The organism is Bacteroides sp. 1_1_30 (assembly GCF_020982715.1).
GTDB classification, from domain to species: domain Bacteria; phylum Bacteroidota; class Bacteroidia; order Bacteroidales; family Bacteroidaceae; genus Bacteroides; species Bacteroides xylanisolvens.
In genome coordinates this window covers 1-24876 of the sequence record NZ_JAJKHN010000044.1, presented here as the reverse complement: position 1 = coordinate 24876, position 24876 = coordinate 1, and the positions used below count along the sequence as shown (strand labels likewise).

Annotated in this window: 17 protein-coding genes; 10 read left to right on the top strand and 7 right to left on the bottom strand. The window is 39.6% G+C overall.

Annotation, left to right across the window (positions count from 1 at the left end; genetic code table 11):
* Window positions 1-58 precede the first annotated feature (58 nt).
* A complete protein-coding gene (locus LPH68_RS14195) occupies window positions 59-1033 on the top strand; it encodes a polyprenyl synthetase family protein (protein ID WP_151923654.1) in 975 nt (324 codons plus the stop codon).
* Here LPH68_RS14195 and LPH68_RS14190 read toward each other — a convergent pair whose 3' ends face one another.
* The 7 genes from LPH68_RS14190 to mnmG all read right to left on the bottom strand — a co-directional run bounded on the left by LPH68_RS14190 (window position 1034) and on the right by mnmG (window position 8449).
* Complete coding sequence (locus LPH68_RS14190) at window positions 1034-1714, bottom strand: DUF1266 domain-containing protein (RefSeq protein ID WP_151923665.1); 681 nt, start codon at window positions 1712-1714, stop codon at window positions 1034-1036.
* A 398-nt stretch (window positions 1715-2112) separates the two neighbouring features.
* Window positions 2113-3015 (bottom strand): deoxyribose-phosphate aldolase, encoded by a 903-nt coding sequence (deoC, locus tag LPH68_RS14185; protein WP_151923653.1) that lies wholly within the window; start codon window positions 3013-3015, stop codon window positions 2113-2115.
* Entirely contained in the window at window positions 3002-3340 is a 339-nt protein-coding gene (locus LPH68_RS14180; protein ID WP_009041169.1) for a nucleotide pyrophosphohydrolase, read from the bottom strand. The genes deoC and LPH68_RS14180 overlap by 14 nt, the downstream gene beginning before the upstream one ends.
* A gap of 38 nt (window positions 3341-3378) precedes the next feature.
* On the bottom strand, window positions 3379-3831 hold the full coding sequence (gene dtd / locus LPH68_RS14175) for a D-aminoacyl-tRNA deacylase (RefSeq protein WP_004313732.1): 453 nt from the start codon (window positions 3829-3831) through the stop codon (window positions 3379-3381).
* A 236-nt stretch (window positions 3832-4067) separates the two neighbouring features.
* On the bottom strand, window positions 4068-5912 hold the full coding sequence (gene uvrC / locus LPH68_RS14170) for an excinuclease ABC subunit UvrC (protein WP_151923651.1): 1845 nt from the start codon (window positions 5910-5912) through the stop codon (window positions 4068-4070).
* 69 nt (window positions 5913-5981) lie between these two features.
* Window positions 5982-6512: an adenine phosphoribosyltransferase gene (locus LPH68_RS14165; protein ID WP_004313735.1), complete on the bottom strand. Its 531-nt coding sequence runs from the start codon at window positions 6510-6512 to the stop codon at window positions 5982-5984.
* Between the two features lie 50 nt (window positions 6513-6562).
* Complete coding sequence (mnmG, locus tag LPH68_RS14160; protein WP_151923650.1) at window positions 6563-8449, bottom strand: tRNA uridine-5-carboxymethylaminomethyl(34) synthesis enzyme MnmG; 1887 nt, start codon at window positions 8447-8449, stop codon at window positions 6563-6565.
* 1201 nt (window positions 8450-9650) lie between these two features.
* Between mnmG and LPH68_RS14155 the strand changes: the two genes are divergently transcribed.
* From LPH68_RS14155 to LPH68_RS14115, 9 genes are all read left to right on the top strand, one after another.
* Complete coding sequence (locus LPH68_RS14155; protein WP_004307824.1) at window positions 9651-10220, top strand: RNA polymerase sigma-70 factor; 570 nt, start codon at window positions 9651-9653, stop codon at window positions 10218-10220.
* A gap of 247 nt (window positions 10221-10467) precedes the next feature.
* The gene (locus LPH68_RS14150) at window positions 10468-11667 is read left to right on the top strand and encodes a FecR domain-containing protein (RefSeq protein ID WP_074911127.1); all 1200 of its coding nucleotides are present in this window, start codon (window positions 10468-10470) and stop codon (window positions 11665-11667) included.
* 39 nt (window positions 11668-11706) lie between these two features.
* Window positions 11707-15081 carry a SusC/RagA family TonB-linked outer membrane protein gene (locus LPH68_RS14145; protein WP_151923649.1) on the top strand — a complete coding sequence of 1125 codons (3375 nt, stop codon included), beginning with the start codon at window positions 11707-11709 and terminating at the stop codon, window positions 15079-15081.
* A 17-nt stretch (window positions 15082-15098) separates the two neighbouring features.
* Entirely contained in the window at window positions 15099-16613 is a 1515-nt protein-coding gene (locus LPH68_RS14140) for a RagB/SusD family nutrient uptake outer membrane protein (RefSeq protein WP_032841928.1), read from the top strand.
* 11 nt (window positions 16614-16624) lie between these two features.
* Entirely contained in the window at window positions 16625-17371 is a 747-nt protein-coding gene (locus LPH68_RS14135; RefSeq protein ID WP_008641620.1) for a DUF4843 domain-containing protein, read from the top strand.
* 21 nt (window positions 17372-17392) lie between these two features.
* The gene (locus LPH68_RS14130) at window positions 17393-19090 is read left to right on the top strand and encodes a PKD-like family lipoprotein (RefSeq protein WP_009041174.1); all 1698 of its coding nucleotides are present in this window, start codon (window positions 17393-17395) and stop codon (window positions 19088-19090) included.
* Window positions 19091-19169: 79 nt separating this feature from the next.
* A complete protein-coding gene (locus tag LPH68_RS14125; RefSeq protein WP_008641628.1) occupies window positions 19170-21515 on the top strand; it encodes a DPP IV N-terminal domain-containing protein in 2346 nt (781 codons plus the stop codon).
* Between the two features lie 13 nt (window positions 21516-21528).
* Complete coding sequence (locus LPH68_RS14120) at window positions 21529-24267, top strand: prolyl oligopeptidase family serine peptidase (protein WP_008641629.1); 2739 nt, start codon at window positions 21529-21531, stop codon at window positions 24265-24267.
* Between the two features lie 6 nt (window positions 24268-24273).
* Window positions 24274-24690, top strand: a complete 417-nt coding sequence (locus LPH68_RS14115) for a lipocalin family protein (protein WP_008770469.1) — start codon at window positions 24274-24276, stop codon at window positions 24688-24690.
* The last annotated feature ends 186 nt before the right edge of the window (window positions 24691-24876 follow it).

The following is a 24876-nucleotide window of genomic DNA, read 5'->3' as shown; positions in this document are numbered from 1 at the left end:
CAAAAAAATACGGTATTCAGCGTTTTATTATTACTTTTGTGCTCAAATTGTGTAATTAATGGACAGCATCTCACTCATCAGAACTCCGATTGAAGCAGAACTGAGAGACTTCAAAGAACTTTTTGATAGTTCTCTCTCCAGTTCAAATGCATTGCTCGATAGTGTCGTATCTCACATACGGCAGAGGAATGGTAAAATGATGCGTCCTATTCTTGTTTTGCTGGTGGCACGTCTTTATGGTGCTGTATGTCCTTCCACCCTTCATGCGGCTGTTTCATTGGAGCTCCTTCATACAGCCAGTTTGGTGCATGACGACGTCGTGGATGAAAGTACCGAACGCCGTGGACAACTCTCGGTGAATGCTATCTTTAATAATAAAGTAGCCGTGCTGACGGGCGACTATCTACTGGCAACCAGCCTGGTGCATGCCGAACTGACGAATAGTCACCGCATTATTCAACTGGTGTCTACTCTTGGACAGGATCTTGCTGACGGCGAGTTGCTTCAGCTTTCAAATGTAAGTAATCATAGCTTTTCTGAGGAGGTTTACTTTGATGTAATTCGTAAGAAGACTGCCGCTCTTTTTGCCGCCTGTACGAAAGCTGCCGCTTTTTCGGTAGGTGTAGGGGAGGGAGAAGCCGAACTAGCTCGTTTGTTGGGCGAATATATTGGTATCTGCTTCCAGATAAAAGATGATATTTTCGATTACTTTGATAATAGAGAGATTGGCAAACCGACAGGTAATGATATGCTTGAAGGTAAACTGACATTACCCGCTTTGTATGTATTGAACACAACAAAAAACGATGAGGCGCAAGAATTGGCAATCAAGGTAAAGGAGGGTGCAGCTACTCTCGATGAAATTGCCCATTTGATCTCGTTTATCAAAGAAAACGGGGGCATTGAATATGCCGTTCAGACGATGAATGTCTATAAGCAAAAGGCTTTTGATTTACTGGCTTCTTTGCCGGAATCTGATATTTGTGCGGCTCTCCGGGCTTACTTGGATTACGTGGTAGACCGCGAAAAATAGTTACTTCCTGTGCCTGCCCAGGAGTGAATAGCACGATAATAATCGATCCCAATCTTCTATCTTTCCCGATTTCATCGCTTTTCCTAAAAGGAAACTCTTGTCTATTTCTTCAGCTGTATGAAGATCTAGAGAACATAATTGGGCTGCTTGTTCTATGTACTTCCAGGCTTGTTCCTTGCTGATGTGCCCGCATGTTTGGGAGGCGCGCGCCAAGCTGACAAGCAATCCCATGTCCCATCCGATAATCCCTTTTTCTAAGTCATTTATCCATATAATCGGGTCTCTTCTTTCCTCTGTATATTTCACGAATCTGTATAGATTCTTTCCTTGCCGGATGAAGCGTTCTACTCCGAAAAAGCGCTTTTGGATGATACTTTCGAACTCGTTGATGTTCTCTGTGGAGAGTAAGTAGGGGAGCATAATCTGGTAGGAGACTCTGTCTCCTTCGTTAATCAGGAACTGGAATAATCCGGTGACGGACTCGGTATCGGTGCAGTGGAACTCTTCTGCCAGCAGTCTGGATAGCTTTTGCGGATGGACTCCGGTCTCCATGGAGTTGAGATAGAAGCCTTGCAGTCCAGCTTCCATATAACCGATGCGTAGCCCCTTCTTTCTCTCTGTTCCGAGGATGAGATTCAAAGGGTTGTGATTGAATCGTAAGGTTCTCGTGTAAGCGTCCATCCTTAATACCTCCATAAAGTTCATGAAAAGCGTGAGAACTGTTGCCATGTATTTTCCTGAGGCTTCGGCAAGCCGTTATGAGTATACAAGCAACAGTCCCACGCTCCATTCGATATATAACAAAATTATATACATGAAGGTGCGTGAGACCCGTTTGCTTATTACCATTCATAACTTTGAATTTTGCCGAATTCCAGGAACTGGTAATAAATGAAACGTTCTCTAATATAACTAATTAGCTATATTTTCATCGCTAAACCGTTTACAAAGATAATTGTTTTTCCGAATTGTCCAGTAACTATGTTTAGTTTTTCTTAAATAAAAAATACCGCGTCGATTCCCGTGATACGGGAGTCGCGCAGTAAGGCGTATTTGATTGCTAATGTAGCCTTTAATTTTTAGAAGAACTTGATTTCTTCGCCTTTGATGTCGGAAAGGAGGAGGTTGGCTAAACGGCTGGTTCCCAGGCGGAACAGTTGATTGTCCAGCCATTCTTCACCTAATAGTTCTTTTACAATAGTGTAGTAAATAATCGCATCGTTAACGGTGTTGATACCACCTGCCGGTTTGAATCCAATCTTGATTCCTGTCTTCTGATAGTATTCTTTGATAGCTTCACACATCACGTAAGCGGCTTCTGGCGTGGCGGCAGGCTGCTGCTTTCCGGTAGATGTCTTGATGAAGTCTGCGCCCGAATACATGGATAGGATAGAGGCTTTCTTGATGTTGGAAGCACTCTTTAATGCGCCTGTTTCGAGGATTACTTTGAGGTGGCGTTCCTTGCAAACTTCTTTTAGTTCCTGTATTTCTTCGCACATTCCTTCGTAGTCTCCGCTAAGGAACTTGCCGATGGAAATCACAATATCTATTTCGTCTGCACCGTCTGCAATGGCCAGTGCTGTTTCTGCCACTTTCACTTCAATGAATGTCTGTGAAGAGGGGAAACCTCCTGATACACAGGCGATATTGACTCCATCTACTTCCAGCGTGTTTTTAACGATGGCTGCAAAGTTGGGGTACACACAGATGGCTGCTACGTTTTTCAGATCAGGATATTCGTCGTCAAACTGATTGACTTTTTCAGTAAAGTGCATCACGCTTTCATCGCTGTCCGTACTGTTCAGTGTGGTCAGATCAATGCAGTTGAACAGGAATTTCTTAACGTCTTCCGTATTGTTTTCCGGCACTTTTTTCTCAATCAATTCAGCTACGCGAGCTTGAATATCTGCATCGCTCAGATTGGTATTATACTTTGCCAATGCGGCCTTGTACTTGTTGGGCTGTGAGTTATTCTCTTCCATGATCTTTCAGTTTTGGGTTGTTGATATGTCTTTTATTATCTCGTTTTGTTTTCTTCTCCATGCTTTTCCGGAAAGCATCAGTGATGTCTACTCCCGTCTGGTTGGCGATGCAGAGAAGCACCCATAAGACGTCTGCTATCTCTTCATCTATGTTGTCTTTTTCTCCTTCCTTGAAGGATTGATCGCCATATTTGCGGGCCATGACACGGGCCAATTCTCCTACCTCTTCCGTCAGGACTGCCATATTGGTCAGCTCGCTGAAGTAGCGGACACCGTATGTTTTCACCCATTGGTCCACTTGTTTCTGTGCTTCTTCCAGAGTCATTTTTTAGTGATTAGTGATTGATGATTAGTATGGAATATCTATTCTTTGTTTTTGGTATCCATGCATATAGTAACAGGACCGTCGTTTAAAAGTTCAACTTTCATGTCTGCTCCGAAGATTCCTGTGCCTATTTCTTTTCCCAGTGCACCGCTTAAATCTTTGCAGAATTGCTCGTAGAGTGGGATAGAGATATCCGGTTTGGCAGCTTTGATGTAGGAGGGGCGATTTCCCTTTTTGGTAGAAGCGTGTAGCGTGAACTGGCTGATAACTAAAATTTCGCCTCCATCTTCTAAAATAGACTTGTTCATCACCCCATTTTCATCGTCGAAGATACGTAGATTTACTATCTTTTTGCAGAGCCAGTCGATGTCTTCCTGACCGTCTGATTCTTCGATGCCAACTAATATCAACATCCCTTTTCCGATGGACGATTTGCAGTGTCCTTCAATGGTTACTGACGCATGGCTTACCCGTTGTATAACTATTCGCATTGTTATTTATTCTATTTCGTGGTTAGGAAAGGCAAATTTACAAAATTCGAAAGAGAAAACGGTGTGTTGGCAGGAAAATATTATAAGGTTTTGCCGAAAGCTTTAATGGTTTATTATTTAGGCATGGATTACACAGATTGCAAGGATGATGCGGTTTTTAGTAATTTAACCGTGGAATCTGTGTAATCCGCGCCTAAAAATGATGGAAAGATAGCTGGCTCCACTCCGCCGGCTTCTTATTCATTTTTTGATGATTCATTGCTTAATCCCTCTTTTACGGTCTTGGCTTTCGCTTCTCCGATGATAACGGCAATATCCTCAAAAGAGGCTTCTTTTATTCGTTTTACGCTCTTAAACTCTTTCAAAAGTGCTGTTTTTGTCTTTTCTCCGATACCTTTGATGGTATCCAGTGCGGACGCAACTTGTCGTTTGCTGCGTTTATCACGATGGAAACTAATAGCAAAACGGTGTACTTCATCCTGAATCTGTGTCAGCAGACGGAATAATGGGCTTTGCTGTTTGATGCCAATCGTCTGCGGAGGAAATCCAAAAAGCAGCTCTGATGTGCGGTGGCGGTTGTCCTTTGCTAGTCCGGCAATAGGAATAGCCAGATTCAGTTCGTCTTCAACGACCTCTCTAACGACCTCCATTTGGCCTTTTCCACCATCAGTGATAATCAGGTCGGGTAGAGGAGAATTCTCTTCGATAGCGCGTTGATAACGCCTTCTGACGACCTCTTTCATGGAAGCATAGTCATCAGGCCCTACAACCGTCTTTATATTGTATTTCCGGTAATCTTTTTTTGATGGCTTGGTCTTCTTAAATACAACACAGGCTGCCACAGCATCAGAACCCTGTATGTTTGAGTTATCAAAACACTCGATTTGCAGCGGCGGTCTTTCCAAATGCAGCTCTTGCTGAATTTCTTTCATTAAACGCATGCTCCTTTGTTCCGGATTCAGTTTTTCCGCCTGTTTTAGGCGGTCAGCCTTGTACTGTTTCACGTTTAGAACCGAAAGATCCAGCAATTTCTTCTTATCTCCCCGCTGTGGAACGGTAAATACGACATTGTTTAACTCCAAATCGAGCTCAAAAGGCACTATGATCTCTCTGGATTGGCTTTTATAGCGTTCCCGCATTTCAATAATACCAAGCGTCAAAAGTTCCTCTTTTGATTCGTTCAGCTTCTTTTTATATTCGAACGTGAAAGCCTGATTGATGGCGCCGTTTGTGATGTGCAGATAATTGATGAAAGCAGAGTTCGACTCGTCTTCTTCGATTGAGAATACATCGATATTGTGCAATACAGCGCTTACTACCTCTGATTTGGAGCGATAACTCTCTATCAGAAGATATTTCTCTTTCACTTTCTGCGCCTCTTCAAACTTCATTTCGGCTGCCAACGTCTGCATCTTTTCCAGCAACATACGACTGATATCTTGTGTATTCCCTTTCAGAATTTCCTTGATTTCATCTATGTTTTTGAGATATTCTTCCTGTGATTGCAACCCGATGCATGGCCCGGCGCAGTTTTTTATATGATATTCCAGACATACATTAAATTTGCCCGCCCGTATGTTTTCCGGACTTAGGTTTAAATTGCATGTGCGCAAGGGATATAAATGCTTTATCAGGTCCAATACCGCATACATTGATGGAATGTGACTGTACGGGCCATAATAAGAGGAGCCGTTCCTGATAACCTTTCTTGTTTTGAAGACTCTCGGAAAGTATTCATTCTGCACGCAAATAGAAGGGTAGGTCTTGTCGTCCTTTAACAACACATTGTAGCGCGGCTTATATTTCTTTATTAGATTATTCTCCAGCAATAACGCATCTTCTTCCGTATTGACAACGATGTAGCGGATATCAGCGATTTTGCTGACCAGTACTCGTGTCTTTCCCGGCTCATGCTCTTTGCTGAAATAAGAATAGACCCTTTTCTTTAGATTTTTTGCCTTTCCAACGTATATAATCGTTCCTTCCGTATTCAGGTATTGGTAAATACCCGGTTTCTCGGGAAGGTTGGCTACAATCCCTTTCAAATATTCATTGGTTTTGCTTTCCGGTTCTACATTCATAATCGTTAGGTATGAGAGATCGCTAGCTGCTTACTTTTGACACATTCTCTGCAAATAGATGCAAATCCTTTATAAAGTCAATACCGATTCTACTTCTACGTCGTCTCCGAATACTGATTTTCCATTCAGTTCTTTCAACTCAATGATGAAGTTTACATATACCTTTTTAGGTTTTAATCTTTTCACCAATTCACAAGCCGCTTTCATCGTGCCTCCTGTTGCCAGCAAGTCGTCGTGTAATAGAACTACATCATTCTCATCCAGTGCGTCTTTGTGAATTTGCACGGTGTCCTTTCCGTATTCCTTGTCGTAGCTTTCTTCAATTGTTTCTGCAGGGAGCTTGCCGGGCTTGCGGATAGGAATGAAACCGGCGTTCAGGCGGGTGGCTAAAATCGGTCCCATGATGAAGCCCCTTGATTCTATTCCTACTACTTTGGTGATCCCTTTATCCTTATACATATCAAACATAATGTTTGATAATTCTTGCAGGCACCATGGATCTTTGAATAGGGTGGTGACATCGTAGAATAGGATTCCGGGGATCGGAAAATCGGGTACTTCCCGAATACTTTTGATTAGTGTTTCTTTGCTCATAATCATTGAATTATATCGTTTCTTTAAATGATTTGTTTCACGTGAAACGTTGCCGCCTATCGTCCCGAAAGCACGAGCAGTACGTTGATGTCGCTTGGAGAGACTCCCGGAATTCTGCTCGCTTGCGCAATCGTCTCCGGATCTATCTTTGCCAACTTTTGCCTAGCTTCGGTGGATAGGGACTGAATGGTAGAATAATCAAATTTCCCTTTGATCTTTATGCTCTCCAATCGTGCCAGCTTTTCAGCAATCATCCGTTCTCTGTCAATGTATCCTTGATACTTGATTAAGATTTCAGCCGCTTCGAGAATCTCTTCTTTTCGATCCTGATCCGAACTTGTCGCTTTCTCCAGTTCTCGTTGAAACGCCGGAACATGTTCTATTATATTCTCAATTGTCACCTGCGGACGGTTTAGAATTTCTATCAACTTGCATCCCTGACGTAGGGGAGTAGTTCCTATCTTTTCGAGAGCATCATTAATTAATGCCGGTTTCATCGAATAGTTGCGTGCGAAAGAGACGATTTGTTCCACAGCTTCCTTCTTGCTTCTTACCAATTGATAGCGATCTTCCTTTGCCAATCCAAGCTTAAATGCTTTTTCTGTCAGGCGCATATCTGCATCGTCCATGCGAAGCAAAATGCGATATTCTGCACGGGAGGTAAACATACGGTAGGGCTCATCCACACCTTTGGTAACCAAATCGTCGATTAATACGCCAATATATGCTTCGTCGCGAGCTAGAGTAAATGCTTCTCCGCCGTGGCAGTTGATATGCGCATTGATGCCGGCTATCAATCCTTGTCCTCCTGCTTCCTCATATCCGGTAGTGCCGTTCACTTGTCCGGCAAAGAACAGGTTTTTGATAATCTTCGATTCCAACGTATGTTTTAATTGGGTCGGATCGAAGTAATCATATTCGATAGCGTATCCCGGACGATAGATAACCAGATCTTTGAAAGCCGGGATTTGTTTCAGTGCCGCAATTTGTATTTCCATCGGAAGTGAAGAAGAGAATCCGTTAAGATATAACTCTTGTGTTGTTTCTCCTTCCGGTTCCAGGAATAACTGGTGCTGGTTTTTATCGGGGAAAGTAACAATCTTGGTTTCGATGCTCGGGCAATAGCGGGGTCCGATACTTTGTATCTGTCCGTTGAATAGGGGAGAATCGGGCAAACCTTCGCGCAAAATCCGATGTACTTCTTCGTTAGTGTAACATGTCCAGCATTGAAGTTGCTTTAAGTGGTGCGTGCTGGTATTCATGAAGGAGAACTTGTGGAAGTCACATTCGCCGTCTTGTGTTTCCATTTGGTCAAAATGAACGCTGCGTGCATCGATTCGTACCGGAGTACCGGTTTTCATTCTTCCATAGGTGATGCCGTGACGGGCGATGGATTCGGTCAATTGATAAGAAGCCGGTTCGGCCATTCTTCCTCCCGGTAATTGATGGCGACCTACGTGCATCAGTCCGTTGAGGAAAGTGCCTGCGGTGAGCACGATACATTTCGCTTTGAAGGTGACACCCCACGCAGTGACCAATCCGGTAACCTCACCGTTTTCAACGAGCAGTTCGCATACCGTATCTTGCCAGATATGAAGGTTGGGTGTATTTTCCAGTTTCTCCCGCCAGGACCAAATGAACTTAGCCCGGTCGCATTGGGCGCGGGGACTCCACATGGCAGGGCCTTTCGAACGGTTTAGAATTCGGAACTGAATGGCTGTTTCATCTGTCACCAATCCCATTTGTCCACCCAGTGCATCTATTTCACGTACAATTTGTCCTTTGGCGATTCCTCCTACAGCCGGGTTGCAACTCATCTGCCCAATCTTGTTCATGTCCATAGTGATGAGACAAGTCTTGGAACCTAAATTAGCTGCGGCTGCCGCTGCTTCACAACCAGCATGTCCGGCACCAATTACAATTACGTCGTACTTAAAATCCATTCCTATCTTATTTATTATCAAACGCTGCAAAGTTACGGAAAAGTTGCGAGACTTGTATCTTCAAGCTGTTTTTGCTTCTGAAAATCCGGGGAGGAATCCGGTTTGACTGAAAAAATCGCCGTAATTTTGAGTTAGAAATATGCAGATTGTTCGAAAATAGGCCGCTTATTGGTTTTTGTGATTGTATGTTTTTGAATAAAATGGTAATAGATTGTGTTTTAAATTCCCTGTTTTGCTTTCTTTTTGTTAGTTGTGTGCTTGTTTAATTATGAGTGCAACTAGAGAGTAAAAGGAAAAATTTGTTGAAAAGACGGATTGTTGTGGGAATAAACGTGAGGTTTACACTCAAAATCTACCCTACGTCTTGACATAAGTCAAAAAAATAAGTCTGAATGTAATTTTTTGCATGATGGCTTTTGCTGTTTTCGTAAACAGCTATACCTTTGCAGTGTAGTTGTGAAACTACTTATATTTTAGGTATTAGAAAAAGGTAATAATTAAAAGGTATTAGTTTATAAAATTAAGGTATTAGATTTTAAGATTAGTTTTTAGGAAAAAGATTGTTTTGATTAGGTATTAGGAGAAAGACGTTTTCAGGTGAAGAGTAAATGAAAGATGAAGAAAAAGAAGAATCCCATTTATGGGGATTCTTTAAAGGTGGAGCGGAATGATTCGCTCTTTTTTTTGTGCCCTTTCATTTCCAACTATTATTTTCTTTTGCTTCTCATTTGAACTGTATGGTAAGCTCGTTCGAGTTTCTTTTGGGTCAATTTGTTATTTGCTTGGATTCAATTAGTTTCAACCCTATTTGAAACAGTTTGTTTCAAGGCTTGAAACGATTCGTTTCTCGGTGTGAAACAAAGTGTTTCCCGTAATGAAACAGAGTGTTTCAAAGCATGAAACAGATCGTCGTCTTGTGGGATACGAATCGCCGTCCTATAGCTTACGATTGTTTTGTCAGCATTTGTCTTGTCTGACTCATATTTGAAATCAAAAAATAAAGTCTGGTGATAGATGAAAGATGAAAGTGAAAAAGTCTCTATGTATGAGAAAGAACTTTTTTATTTTCTATTTTGTAAGCCGGCAAAGTCTGCGTTTTTGAAAAAAAACAATATATTTGCAATCGTAAATGTCGCAAAAGTAAGTAGTTACGGCGATTTTTATGAATTCTGTTTCCTTTTTTCGCAGGTAATGTGACAGTATGAACGATAAAATTGACACCATAGTAGCGGGAGTAAACCGGAAGGATGAAAAGATGTGGGGCGATTTCTACGATCGTTTTTATACTGCCTTATGTGTTTATGTATCAAAGATATTGCCGGTCCCCGATGCGGTAGAAGATTTGGTGCAAGACGTTTTTATTTCTGTATGGGAAGGGAAGCGTACCTTTTCTGATATTAAAGAGCTTACCAATTATCTTTATCGTGCCTGCTATAATAATACCTTATTATATATACGCAATAATCAAATTCATGATACCATATTGAATTCTTTAGCCGAAGAAGAAAGCGTGGAGGACGAAGATATGATTTATGCATTGACGGTGAAAGAAGAAATTATCCGGCAACTCTATTGCTATATCGAAGAACTTCCGTCCGAGCAACGCCGGATTATCTTAATGAGAATCGAAGGACATACATGGGAAGAGATAGCGGAACGTTTAGAAATAAGTATCAATACTGTTAAAACTCAAAAGACACGCAGCTATAAATTCCTTCGTGAGAGGCTGGGCGACTCTGTTCATTCTATTATTCTTTGTTTATTTCTCTAAAAAGATAAAAAAGTCAATTTGATACATCTTTATCTTTTTATTGATTACTTAAGATTTGTTTTCTTTGTTAAAAACGAACTGATTCCTTATGTATTGTGACATAATGTTATATTTTTGCCTCTAAATTCCTCTCCTTTATATTCTTATCTCAAAAAAATATCATCTTTTTGTCACCCTTTTCTGTGAGTTATGTATATCTATAATAAAGCAATTTAAACAGTTGTTTGATTTAAAAAGGAAAAATAAGATGAAGAAGTTCGAAAATGTATATCAAGATGCCGCTTTAATGAAGAAAGCTCTTTTAGGAGAAGCTAATGAATCGGAACAGCAAGAGCTTGAAAAGCGATTGGCGGAATGTCCGGACTTGCAAAAAGTGTATGAGCAATTGCAGAATGGTGAGACATTAAGAGTTGCATTTGAAGAATATAAAAATTATTCATCAAAGAAAGCCTATGAATCTTTCCTTCAGAAAATCGGACAAACGGAACCGGAGGTAATAAAGAAGCCTCGTGCTTTCCGGATTTGGTGGTCTGTTGCAGCAGCTGTTGTTTTAGTAATCGGTTTATCTTTCTATATGTCGAATTATGGTTCGATTGAAGAGGAAAACAGACCATTGATTCAGCCGGGAGTTCAACAGGCACAATTGACTTTACCCGATGGCAGCATTATTGATGTACATAAGAAAGAAGTTAACGTAATAGTAGACGGCGTTCAGGTAAAATATAAGGAAGGAGTGCTGTCGTATGAACCAACCGTCACAACACAACACGAAGAGAAAAACGTCGAAGAGAAGCCGGTTAAGTCAAATGAACTTATCATACCACGTGGAGGAGAAAATACCGTGATCCTTGCTGATGGGACGACGGTTCATTTGAATGCTGGTTCTAAGTTGACTTATCCGGTACGCTTTGCGGGTAAACGCAGGATTGTAGCTCTGGAAGGTGAGGCTTATTTTGAGGTTGTGCAGGATGAATCCCATCCGTTTGTGGTACAAACTCATCTTGGCGAAGTGATGGTGCTTGGTACGGCGTTTAATGTGAATGCTTATACTGATGCTTCCGTTTGTTACACTACATTGGTACATGGCAAAGTACAATTTTCTGCACCGAATGTCGGAACGGTAACTCTTCAGCCGGGTGAACAAGCAGTAGTTTCTGCCAATGGTACAGAGAAACGTACAGTCGACCTGGATGAATATATCGGTTGGGTAAACGGTGTGTACAACTTTAAAAACCGCTCTTTAGGGGAGATTATGGAGACATTCGAACGCTGGTATGATATACAGGTTTATTATGAAACGCCGGATCTACGCGATATAACTTACAGTGGTAGTTTGAAGCGTTATGGAGCAGTCAATTCTTTCTTGGATGCTTTGGAACTGACAGGCGATCTGACTTATAAAATCAGTGGCCGGAAAGTGTTGATATACGATGGAATGAAAGAGTAAGAATAAATAGAATATTAGGTAAAGTTTAATCATTAATTTATGAGAGAAAAACGATGGCTACTATGTTTTTTAGTGGCAGTGTGTTGCACATTTAGCACATGGGCTCTACCGTCACAAGATAAGACGGTAACTTTGAATCTGCATAATGTCTCTATCGAGACAGTTTTGGATGCAGTGAAGAAACAAACAGGAGTGAATATGTTGTATAATTCACAAATGTTTAAAGGAGTTCCTCCCGTATCAATTAATGCAAAAAATGAGAAATGGGAAGTCGCTCTGAAGTTGATTTTAAATCCCCAGGGATTTGATTATGTGGTAAAAGATGGTATCGTTGTTGTTCGTAAATTGCAGACCGAGAAGCGTGATAATCGTATCCGTGGTACGGTTATTGACTCAAATAAGGAACCGATACCAGGAGCCAGCATCATCGTAAAAGGTACTCGCACGGGTACTTCTACTAATATTGAAGGTGAGTTTACTTTGGATGTTAAGGATGATAAGGTGACTTTGGAAATCTCTTTTATTGGTATGAAGAAACAGACTCTTCAGGTGGATGCTACCCGTCGGAAAAGTCTTGAAATTACTTTGGTTGATGATGTAAAAACATTGGAAGATGTGGTTGTGACAGGATATAATAATGTTCGTAAGACCAGTTTTACCGGTAGTTCTACACAGATATCAGGAGATGATCTGCGTAAGGTTTCTCAGACAAATATTTTGGGTGCTTTGCAATCATTCGATCCCTCTTTCCGTTTGATGACAAACAATCAATTTGGCTCCGATCCAAATGCTTTGCCAGAGATGTATATTCGTGGGAGTTCAGGAATAGGGGTGAAAGAGCTTGATAGAGATCAACTATCAAAATCTAATTTGGAAAATAATCCGAACCTTCCTACCTTTATTATGGATGGTTTTGAGGTCAGTATAGAAAAAGTATATGACTTAGACCCAACTCGTATTGAGAGTATGACTATCTTAAAAGATGCTGCTGCTACGGCTATTTATGGTTCTCGTGCTGCCAATGGTGTCGTAGTAATTACTACTGTAGCTCCAAAACCAGGAGAAATACGAGTATCTTATAATTTCACAGGTACATTAGAATTGCCTGATTTACGCGATTATAATCTGGCAAATGCTTCTCAAAAGTTGGAAATTGAGCGCTTGGCAGGTCTTTTTGAGAAAGGAAATAATAACAATATAGATACTTCTCAGGGAATGAATGCTTATTATAAAAAATATGCTTACATTCAAAAGGGGGTTGATACAGATTGGATGTCATTGCCTTTGCAAAATGCCTTTGATCATAAGCATAGTGTATATATAGAGGGAGGTACTCCTAATCTTCGGTATGGCGTAGATGCTTCTTATAATGGTGTGAATGGTGTAATGAAAGGCTCGGGTCGTGATAGGTATTCTATTGGGTTCTCTTTAGATTATCGGGTAAAGCAATTGCAGGTCAAAAATACGGTTACTTTTGGACATACTAAATCTAAAGAGTCACCTTATGGCTCGTTTAGCGATTATACGCGTATGCAACCTTATGAGACTCCTTACGAAGACGATGGAACATTGAAGCAAAGAATGCTTTATTCAATATCATCAAGTTCACGTACTTCAAATAATCCATTGTATGAAGCGACATTGGGGAATTATGAATGGAGTGCTTACGATGAATTAGTGAATAATCTTAGTTTGAACTGGTATTTGAATGACTATTTGACTGTGAAAGGACAATTTAGTGTTACTAAAAAGTATGCTAGCAGTGAGAAGTTTTATGATCCGCTCTCATCAAAGGTAAGTGTCTATGGTGAGAGTGATGATGCATATTTGGCAGGTGATTTGTATACGGAAAAGGGTGGAAACTTTGATTGGAATACAAATGCTTTTTTGTATTACACTCGCTCGTTTCATAGCAAACATAATATAAATGTTTCTGTGGGATGGGAGGCTGCTTCATCCAATACCGATAATACAAAGGCTCACTATCGGGGATTCCCATCCGGTGAATTTAATTCGTTGAATTACGCTACTGAGATTTATAAAAAACCTACCCGTACAGAAAATACTACTCGTCGTATTAGTACATTAGCTACTGCGAATTATACATGGAATGATATTTATTTGGCTGATGCTTCAGTTCGTTTCGATGGTTCTTCTGAATTCGGAGCAAACCAGAAGTGGGCTCCCTTCTTTTCAGGTGGTCTGGGAGTCAACGTTCATAACTATGCATTTTTAAAAGGAAATAAAGATATTAATAAATTAAAAGTCAGAGCATCTTATGGGCGTACTGGTAAAGTGAACTTTCCAGCCTATGCTGCAACGACAATGTATCAATCATTATTTGACGAATGGTATATAACGGGATATGGCGCTGTTCTTAAAGCATTAGGTAATAAGGACCTGACTTGGGAAAAAACGGATAAATATAATATAGGTATAGAAACATTGTTCTTTAACCAACGTTTGACAGTTGAGGCCGAATATTATTATGAGAAGACGATCGATTTGATTAATGATTTTGGTCTGTCTAGCACTTCAGGTTTCTCTTCCTATAAAAACAACATGGGTGAGATTTTAAATAAAGGATTTGAACTGCAATTACGGGCAGATGTTTTTCGTGATCGTAACTGGACAGTAGCTTTATGGGGAAATATGGCCCATAATACGAATGAAATACTTAAAATTTCGGACTCTCAAAAAAAGTACAATGAGCGTGTAGCTGCATTTTATCAAAAAGAGATAGATAAACAGTTGACTACTAATAGTTCCTTGTCGGATGCCAATTATTCGGTTCCTATTCCACAGTATGCTGAGGGACAGTCGCTAACCTCTATCTGGGCAGTGCGTTCTTTGGGAATTGACCCTACTACAGGTAAGGAGATATTTCTTAATCGTGACGGCAGCGTGACAGACAAATGGGATGCAAGCCAAGAAGTAGCGGTCGGCAATACCGAACCTAAATTTAATGGTTCATTCGGTCTAAATGTTACTTATAAAAATTGGAGTCTATTTGCATCCTTCTTGTATGAATGGGGAGGACAAGAGTATAATCAGACTTTGGTGGATAATGTGGAAAATGCAAATATTAAGACAGGAAATGTCGACCTGCGTGTGTTGACAGATCGTTGGAAAAAGCCCGGGGATATCGCACAATTCAAGGATATTAAAGACAGCAATCTGACAACTTTGCCAACCTCCCGCTTTGTACAGGATAAAGCCTTATTGCATTTAAATTCATTAACGATTAGTTATGATTTTGATCGGGAATGGATTAAAAAACATTTACGAATGAATATGCTTCGTTTAGAGGCAAATACAAGTGAATTAATTAACTGGAACTCAATACGCCAAGAACGAGGATTAAGTTATCCACGTTCATGGAAAATGAGTTTCTCTTTGAAAGCACAATTTTAAGGAAAGGAAAGAAGAAGATGAAAAAGATATATAATACCTTATTTTCACTGGGGATAGTGGCTATGATATTTTCTTCCTGTAGCGACTGGCTGGATGTTCGTCCGTCAGATGAAATTAAAGAAGAATTTTTGTTTGAGACGGGAAATGGATATCGTACAGCTTTGAATGGAATTTATCGTAAACTGTCCACTCAAGATTTATATGGACAAAATCTAAGTTGGGGTATTGTCGATGCATTGGGCGGGATGTATAATATGGATGGAGTATCAAGTGTTGGAGGAGGTTATGCTATACAAAAAATATCGACGCGTGCTTTCAAAGATATAGAACTGGTATCTACTACCAATGCAATGTGGGAAGCTGCATGGAACATCGTTGCCAATTGTAATAATCTGATTCAACAAGTGGAGAGTGCGGATACGACGCTTTTTTATAAGGGTGAAGAGGAGCGTAATATGATTTGGGGAGAAGCCATTGCATTGCGTGCTTATATACAATTTGATTTGTTACGTTTGTATGCACCTGCCCCATCTACCAATCCTGGAGAACGTACATTTATTCCTTATGTTGATGAATATCCTGCGTATGTGAATGATAAGCAAACAGTAGCGTATTGTCTTGATCATGTAGTTAATGACCTGAAAAAGGCGCAAGATATTTTAAAACCCATTGATGAGGCAAAATCATTTAGAGTTTATGACCGCTTAGAGTATATAGCTAGTGGTGAGGACCGTTTTCTGAGGGAACGTGGCTATCGTTTAAATTATTATGCAATTACTGCATTATTAGCTCGTGTTTATTTGTATGCCGGTAATTTAGATATGGCTTATGACGAAGCCATGAAGATTATTAAAGTACAAAATGCTAAGCGCTGTTTTAATTTCACTAGTGAATATAATATTACAGATAAAAGAAATATTAAGTTTTATGATGATATCATTTTCACGTTGTATACGACGGAGGTGACTGATTGGGATTTGGAAATAAGTTATAGTTCAGAGGATCAGCCGGATTTTAGTCAACATTATTTGTGTTGGCATGCTGATAAAGTCAAGGATGTTTTTGGCAACGAAGGTCGTGATGATTATCGTCTGTTATATCAGTTTGAAGAAAAATATTGGGGATATCGTACATTGAAGTATCACAAGCAAGAAGAAAAAAGTACTGGTGGGAGATGGGGAAATCCCATGTTACCAATGATACGTATGTCTGAAGTATATTATGTTGCTGCCGAAGCTATCTGTAAAAAAGATTTAGGCGAGGCTCGAGAATATATTAAAAAGGTAAAAAATGGACGTGGAGTGAGTGTTGATTTATCAAATTTGGATGAGAATGGACTTGTAGATATGATTGTGAATGATGCACAACGTGAGTTATTTGGGGAAGGACAAGTGTTTTTTATGTTTAAACGCTTGAATCGGCAAGTAGTAAACTATTCGGGTTCTAGCACGTCAGTTGAAAAAGAGCCTGTTCTTCCAACAGAGGAAAACTTTGTTCTTCCGTTGCCGGATTCAGAAAGTAATATAAAATAAAACATAGTATTATGAGTAATAGATATATATTTTTGATAATAATAGGGTGTTTGATTACCACATTTTTTTCTTGTGAGGAAAAAGAACTTATGGTTAATGCCAACGACGTATCTTATATCATTTTTGGAAAGGATATGATGACGGATACTACGAGTACTTCTTTTACATTTTATGATGAAGGTGAGGATGCTAAAGTTGATTTGGAAGTACAGATTTACGGGAAGTTGAGAGATACTGATGCTAAATTTACTGTTGCGGTAGATGAGAAAATTACTACCGTTCCTAAAGAATATTATGTCTTACCTTCTGAATGTCTGATTGAGGCAGGAAAACTGAAAGGTACAATTACAGTTACTTTAAAGAATTATCCGGATTTAAAGGAATCTACTAAATTATTGGCAATAAAAATAAATGGCGAGGGAGATGTCAAACCTGGATCTTATCGATATTCAAAAGCCATCATAGCTGTAACGGATCGTTTGTTTAAACCAGAATGGTGGGCGGTGAATGACCGGGGAAATGAGACTTATTTCGAGAATACAGTTGAAAAGTATTATTTGGGTACATACTCGGTGGAGAAATATAAGATGTTCTTAAAGGAATTAATAAAAGACGATGTTGTCTTTGATGGAAAGGATATGCAGGTGATGCGGAAATATGCTTTGCGATTGAAGAATACGCTGAAAGAACTAAAAGCAGCAGGTACTCCGGCCTTGGATGAGCATGATAATGAAATAACTGTAGTTGTTGCTGGATAAAATAATAGAAATAGAAGAAGTATGAAAAAACTAATAATATATAGTTTATTGCTGTTCATAGTAACGGGATTTTACAGCTGTTTGGATGACAAGAATAACTTTGATTATAAACAGGTGAATGAGTTGGATGGTGAAATTCTTAATATAGATATTGCTGGATATGAGGTTAATGTAGGTGAGGAACTTACCATTTCACCTACTTTTAAGTTTACCATAGACAAAGAAAACCCAGATGTGAGTTATGAGTGGTATTTGGATGGTAAGAAGTTAGATGTAACTACCCCTTCATATACTTTCTCTTCTGATAAATATGGCATTTATGAGCTTACATACGCAGTTGTTGATAATAAAACCGGCGTTAAGTTTTCACTCTCTACAAAAATAACAGTGACATCAGCTTATTTGAAAGGTTGGGCGATACTCTCTGATATGAATGGACGGTCTGCACTTTCTTTTATTAAAGTAAAGACGGTGAAGAAGTTATATTATGATTCGGATGGAAGGGAAGCCTATAAAGACTCCATAGTGTATGAAGAAGTAGAAAAAGATATTATCCCTGATTTAGGGACAGAACCTCTTCGTTTACTTGAAAGTACGGGATATTGGGATTTGGCGTATCAGGACTTAAATAGTGGTGAAGAAGTACTGTATGATGAGCTTGTTGTCATGCAAGGTAGTAAATGGGTGGAGCTAAATGGTAATTCGCTGATGAAATCTGTATATACTGAAGAGGAATTTAACGGAGACATTCCTGATGATTTTTCTCCAGTGGATGCTGTGATGACTTATTCTTCTAAATTCTTGTTTAATCAGAATGGGTATATATACTATAATCAAAGGGCTGTTGCCAATGATTTTCATGCAGGTTTTTATCTATCAGATCCAATATGGGGCGGCACTCGTTTCAAAAAGATGTATGGTATACAGAAATTTAATGATTATATGCGTACAATTCCTGTATTAACTACTGATAATTCATTACAGTACATTTGGGATGGGGGACTGACATATGAATTTCCTACAATCCATATGAATACTTTAATGTATAGTGGTAATGTATATGAGATAGTAGATGATGAAGGAAAGGGAGATTCACGCTTTCAGAATATGGAATATGAGATTATTAATATGTTGCCAGCCTCTACTGAAAAAGATGATTGGTATGATACATGTATGCCAAGATGGGTGGCTCTATTGAAAAAGGACGGCAATTATTTTTTGCGTAATTTTTCATTAGATACTTATTATGTGAATCCTCCTGTAAAAGTTGGAGATTATTTTGAAAAGAATATCAAAAGTGAGATGTTTGCAGATTATAAAGATATGGTGGTCTTTCAAAATAAGCGATATGTCGTAATTGCAAATGGTGCTGAACTATGGTATTGTTCGACTACTGATGAAGGTGACAGTGGTATAAAAATAAAACTAGAAGATGGGGATGCATTGCCTGGTGAAATTGTTTCATTATCTTATTTAGATATCAATTTCAATACGGAGAAAGAGCCTGTGAATGGACATTTGGGAGTTGCATTTGCTAATGGCGAGTTTCGTATTTACGAAGTAATTGAACAAAAAGCAGGCGATACTGCTACTGAAGTTACTTTGAAGAAGTTATATCCTAATAAAGTCTCAAATTTGCAGGGAGACAATAAATTTGGTACTATTGTTGATGCAATATACAAATTTGGAGATTGTCTTAAAATCACAGTATTTAAATAAACTAAAGTAGAAAATAAGGGTGGTGAATATCTGCTCACATAGATATTCACACCCTTCTATTTTTATCAATATAAAAAGTATGACTTTAAAGAAAATAGTTTTTGTTGTTTTGGGAGTATGCCCTTTCCTGATACAATTACAAGCCCAAGAAACTGCAGAACGACAAGCCAATTACGAACTGACTGATAAATTTCAGGATTTTACTTTAGGAGGCAAATTGTCTAATATTAGTTTATCGGTTTACCCTCGGGGAATTAACGATACAGATAATTTCTGGTTTGAGTTTCAAACAACATCAGGTAAGGAATATTATTATGTGATGCCTGCTGCAGGAAAGCGTGAACCTCTATTTGACAAAGGGAAGATGGCTATGCAGTTAAGTGAATTTACCAAAGGTGTAGTAGATAGAAATAAACTGGATATCTCATCTGTAACTTTTGCCAAAGACCAAGGCTCGTTTGAGTTTGATTATAAGAGTAAACGATACAGCTATAATCGTCTGACGGGCAAGTTGACATTAGTAGAGAAGAAGGAAGAAAAGAAGGAGCCGGAAGATCCCGTTTATAGCTGGATGACTTTTTCACCTGATAAAAAGTATATTTTGTATGCTAAGAATCACAACCTGTATGTAAAAGGAAATAAAGCATTGGGAATAGATACAACTGAGGTACAGTTGACTACTGATGGGGTGGAAAACTTTTCTTATGCTCGTGAAGAAGAAGCAGGGGAGAACGGAGAAGTGCCGACAACAGCACTTTGGTGTCCGGATAATCGTCATATTTATGTAGTACGTGATGATAACCGTTTGTTGCGGGATTTTTGGGTAATTAATTCATTGGAAGATTCTCCTTCATTGATAAAGTACAAATATGAGTTTCCAGGTGACAAGTATGTTACTCAAAATGAATTGGCGATTATTGATATTGTAGAGAAAACAGTGAAAAAAGCAAAGATAGATAAATGGAAGGACCAATATATAAGGCCTCTTCATGTTACTTCGGATAGCAAATACTTGTTTTTTGAACGTACTAAGCGTACTTGGGATGAAGTAGATGTATGTTCTGTCAACCTCTCAACTTTGGAAGTGAAAGAAATCATTCATGAAGAAGATAAGCCATACCGTGATCCACATGCTCGTAATGTTGCGATCTTAAATGATGGAAAAGATATTCTGTTCCGTTCAGAGCGTACTGGTTGGGGGCATTATTATCACTATGATGGAGACGGAAATCTCAAGAATGTGATGACTTCCGGTGAATGGGTAACAGGCTATATTAATTCTATTGATACGCTGAAACGCAAAGTTTATCTGTATGGATATGGAAAAGATAAAAAAGTAAATCCTTTCTATTACATGCTTTATGAAGTTGACATTGACAGAGAAGGAGTAACTCCTTTGAGCACGGAAGACGGACAGCATAATGTGAATTTCTTGAAATCTCATAATTACTATGTCGATACCTATTCGAGAGTGGATATGGAGCCTAAGATTATGTTGAAGGATCGAAGAGGCAAGGTGATTATGGAACTGGCAAAACCGGACCTGGACCTGGTCTATGCGGCAGGTTGGAAAAAACCGGAACGTTTTGTCGTGAAAGCTGCTGATAATGTTACCGATTTGTATGGGGTGATGTGGAAACCGTCCAACTTTGATCCGGAAAAGAAATATCCGATTATTTCAGTCGTTTATCCCGGACCTTATTTTGGATTTGTACCTACAAGTTTTACGTTGGATGATAGTTATTGTACTCGTATGGCGCAGCTTGGTTTTATTGTAATTACAGTAGGACATAGAGGTGATACGCCGATGCGTGGTAAAGCATACCACCGTTATGGTTATGGCAATATGCGTGATTATCCGCTGGCAGATGATAAATATGCGATTGAACAGTTAGCTCAACGTCATGCGTTTATTGACGGTAAGAAAGTAGGTATTTATGGGCACTCTGGTGGTGGATTTATGGCTGCGGCTGCTATTTGCACTTATCCGGACTTTTATACGGCTGCTGTCTCTTGTTCCGGTAACCATGATAATAATATCTACAATCGGGGTTGGGGAGAGTGTTATAATGGTGTGAAAGAAGTGGAAAAGATAGTGAAAGACAGTTTAGGTAATGAGACGAAAGAATACGAATATAAGTTTAGCGTGAAGTCGAATGCGGAAATTGCCAAGAACTTGAAAGGCCACCTGATGCTTGTGACAGGAGACATGGACAAGAACGTCAATCCAGCGCACACTTATCGTATGGCTAAGGCGCTGATTGAAGCCGGTAAAGACTTTGATATGTTGGTGATTCCGGGGGCTGGTCATGGGTATGGTTCTGCTGATCAGTATTTTGAAAGGAAAATGTATCGCTTCTTTGCCAAACATTTACTGGGTGATGCTCGTGCAGATTGTTGGGAAGATATAAACCGTAGTAAATAAGACAATAAACTATATGAAGAACTCTTTCTTTAGCTATTTGTGTTTGGCAGTTGTGCTGCTATCATACACCTCTGCCGGAGCACAACAAAAAGCGAAAGATCAGCCTGCGGAACAACAGTCTCATTTATTGAAACCGTTGGATATAGCAGCTTGTATGTCGTGGAAGCGTGTCGAATCACCAGATATTTCCCCGACAGGGCGATGGGTGACTTATCGCATTGCTCCGATGGAATATAATTCGGATGATAAGGAGTCGAAGATATTGCATCTGTTTGATTCGCGTACACGAAAAGAAATAGTATTGCCTGATGTCGAACAGATCCAATATTATGATGCAGACCGGGCTGTTTATTACGAACAGGCGGATACTGCCGGAAATATGAAGACCATATTGATGTCGTTACCTTCCGGAGTGAAGACGGAGTGGACGTATAAAGAATCTTTCTGCCCTGTGGAAGGGGTTCCTTATTCGGTGTCTGTGAGCAATGTACCGGAAGATACGGTCAACCATATTCCGTCTTTCGATTGTTTGGTGGTACGTCACCTTAAGACTGGAACTGCATTTCAGATTGATAGTATAGGCTATTATACGTTGTATAATCAGAATCGTTCGATTCTTTTTATTCGTAAACAAGCCAAAGGAAATGCTTTGTGTTATGGCCCGTTGGTAGGTCCCTACCGGACTATTTATCAAAGTTCTGTCAAGAAAGGACTTTCTTCTTTCAGTCTTGACAAAGAACAGATGACCGGAGAGTTTACTGTGAAGGATTCATTATGGTATAATTTCTCCTTGAAGAATAATACTTGCGACCTTGTATTCGATCGTAAGGAGATTGTCATTCCTGCGGGAATGGAACTTGTCCGGGCTAGTCTGTCAAGTAGCCAGAAGTTTCTGACAATGGAACTCAGACCTTATCAGGAGAAAGTAAATAAAGATAAGAAAGAAGAGGAAATAAAGCCGGATAAGAGTTTTGAACTGGAGTTGTGGACCTGGGATGAATATGAAGTACCTACTTTGCAGACTCGTAGCCGTTATTCCCATCCTCAATATTCGAAATATATCTATGACATTGCTTCCCAAAAATTGACGGAAGTAGCTCCCGGATATGCTGATTTGTTGGAGCCGGACCGTGCGGAAGAGATTCATTATGTGCTTTATACGGACGAAACGCCTTATCGTTCGCAGAAAGACTGGCTTAATGAAATGCCGTTTGATATCTATTCTGTGAATGTACATACGGGAGAAAAGCAATTGGTAGGACGTAGCTACCGGACAAGACCGAGGTGGTCGATGAATGGCAAATGGGCTGTGATGTATGATCCTATTGCACAGGTATGGAATAAGTTTGACGGAAAAACGGGTGAGGTTACCGATATTTCAACAGCTATTGGGTATCCGATATTTGAGGAAGCTTATGACAAACCAAATCCTGCACCTGCTTATGGTATTGCTGGTTGGACTGCTGATGGTAATAATGTGTTGATTTATGATGCTTATGACTGGTGGAAGATCGATTTGACCGGAGAACGTCAGCCGGAATGTATAACTAAGGGGTATGGTCGCAAAAATCAGAGATCTATCCGTAAAATGACCAGCAATATTGACAAAGAAGTATTCAATCCGGATGAGACGGTTATAGTCAGCGTATGGGATGAAAACACTATGGATGAAGGTATTTATTCACTTGACATGAAAGGTCGCTTGAAGAAGCTCGCAGAAGGCCCTTATATCTATTCAATTCATCGTTTTTCTGACAATCAGAAGTATTGTATCTGGAATCGTCAGAATATATCAGAATTCCGTGATCTGTGGTGGAGTAAATCGGATTTCTCTGATCCAATTCGTATAACGAACGCTAATCCTCAACAAAGCGAATACAAATGGGGTACTGCAAAGTTAGTGGAATGGACTAATTATGAGAATAAGCCTAACAAGGGAATACTTTACTTGCCGGAAGATTATGACGCTAAGAAAGAATATCCTGTTCTGGTACAGTTCTATGAAACACATTCCGGAGGGCTGAACACTTATCATGCTCCAATGTTGAGTAGTGCAATGGCGGATGTGATGTACTTTGTTAGTAATGGGTATATTGTATTTATGCCGGATGTGCATTTCACCATAGGAACACCGGGACAGAGTAGTTATGATGCAGTAGTAAGCGGTACGAAATACTTGATAGAGCAGGGGATAGCGCATCCGGGAAAGATAGGTCTTCAGGGACATAGTTGGTCAGGTTTCCAAACTAGTTATCTGGTGACGAAGACGGATATATTCGCTTGTGCTAATATCGGGGCTCCTATTACTGATATGGTAACCGGTTATTTGGGTATTCGTGGTGGAAGCGGTTTGCCGCGTTATTTCATGTATGAAGAATGGCAAAGCCGTATGGGAAAGAGTTTGTGGGAAGCCAAAGATAAGTATTTGGCAAGTTCTGCTATCGTGGAAGCGGATAAAATACATACTCCATTATTAATTTGGCATAATGATAAGGATGAGGCTGTTGCCTACGAACAAGGTCGTGCACTTTATTTAGCTATGCGTCGTTTACAACGTCCGGCATGGCATCTTAATTACAAAGGTGAAGGGCATTTTCTTGGTAATCAGGCTGCACAGAAAGACTGGACTATCCGGATGAAACAGTTCTTTGATTATTATCTGAAAGGAACAAAAGAACCGCGTTGGATGAAAGAGGGTATTCATTTGAGAGAACGCGGAATTGATCAGAAATATGATTTACTAGAAAAATAAATTAAAATGAAGAAACTATTAATGACAGTTATGGTTCTGTCTTGCTTTGCATTCAGCAGCTATGGACAGAAAGTGGAGAAACAAATTATTGGTAAATGGTGTAATCCTTATACCTATGAATCTACAGGGGAACTCAAAGGGTTTGAGTTTAAAAAAGGCGGTAAATGTTCTGCTATCAATGTACCGTCTTTAGATCTTAGAACATGGAAGATCGACAACGGCTATTTGATTATAGAAGGATTTAGTAAAGAAGACAACGGAAAAGTAGAAGTGTATAAAACACGTGAACGTATTGGTTATGTAACATCAGATTCATTGGAATTGGTTGTTCAGGAAGCACAGCCGCGGTTGGCCTTTCTGTATCTGAATATGAAATCAATCAAGAAATTGGTTACTCCAGAAGTGACCCCTGATAAGAAGTAATAAATCTCTCTCTTAAATAATTTAGTGTTTAAATTAGCATTACGTTGCTAATGAAAACGCCTCGTCGTAGTGATTACGATGAGGCGTCTTTGTTTTACAGTATTTATACAGGGATATTCAGTAAATGTTCCTCTTTCTAAAAAATCAAGAGAAAAGCTTTGCTTTACGTGAGCTTTTCTCTTGATT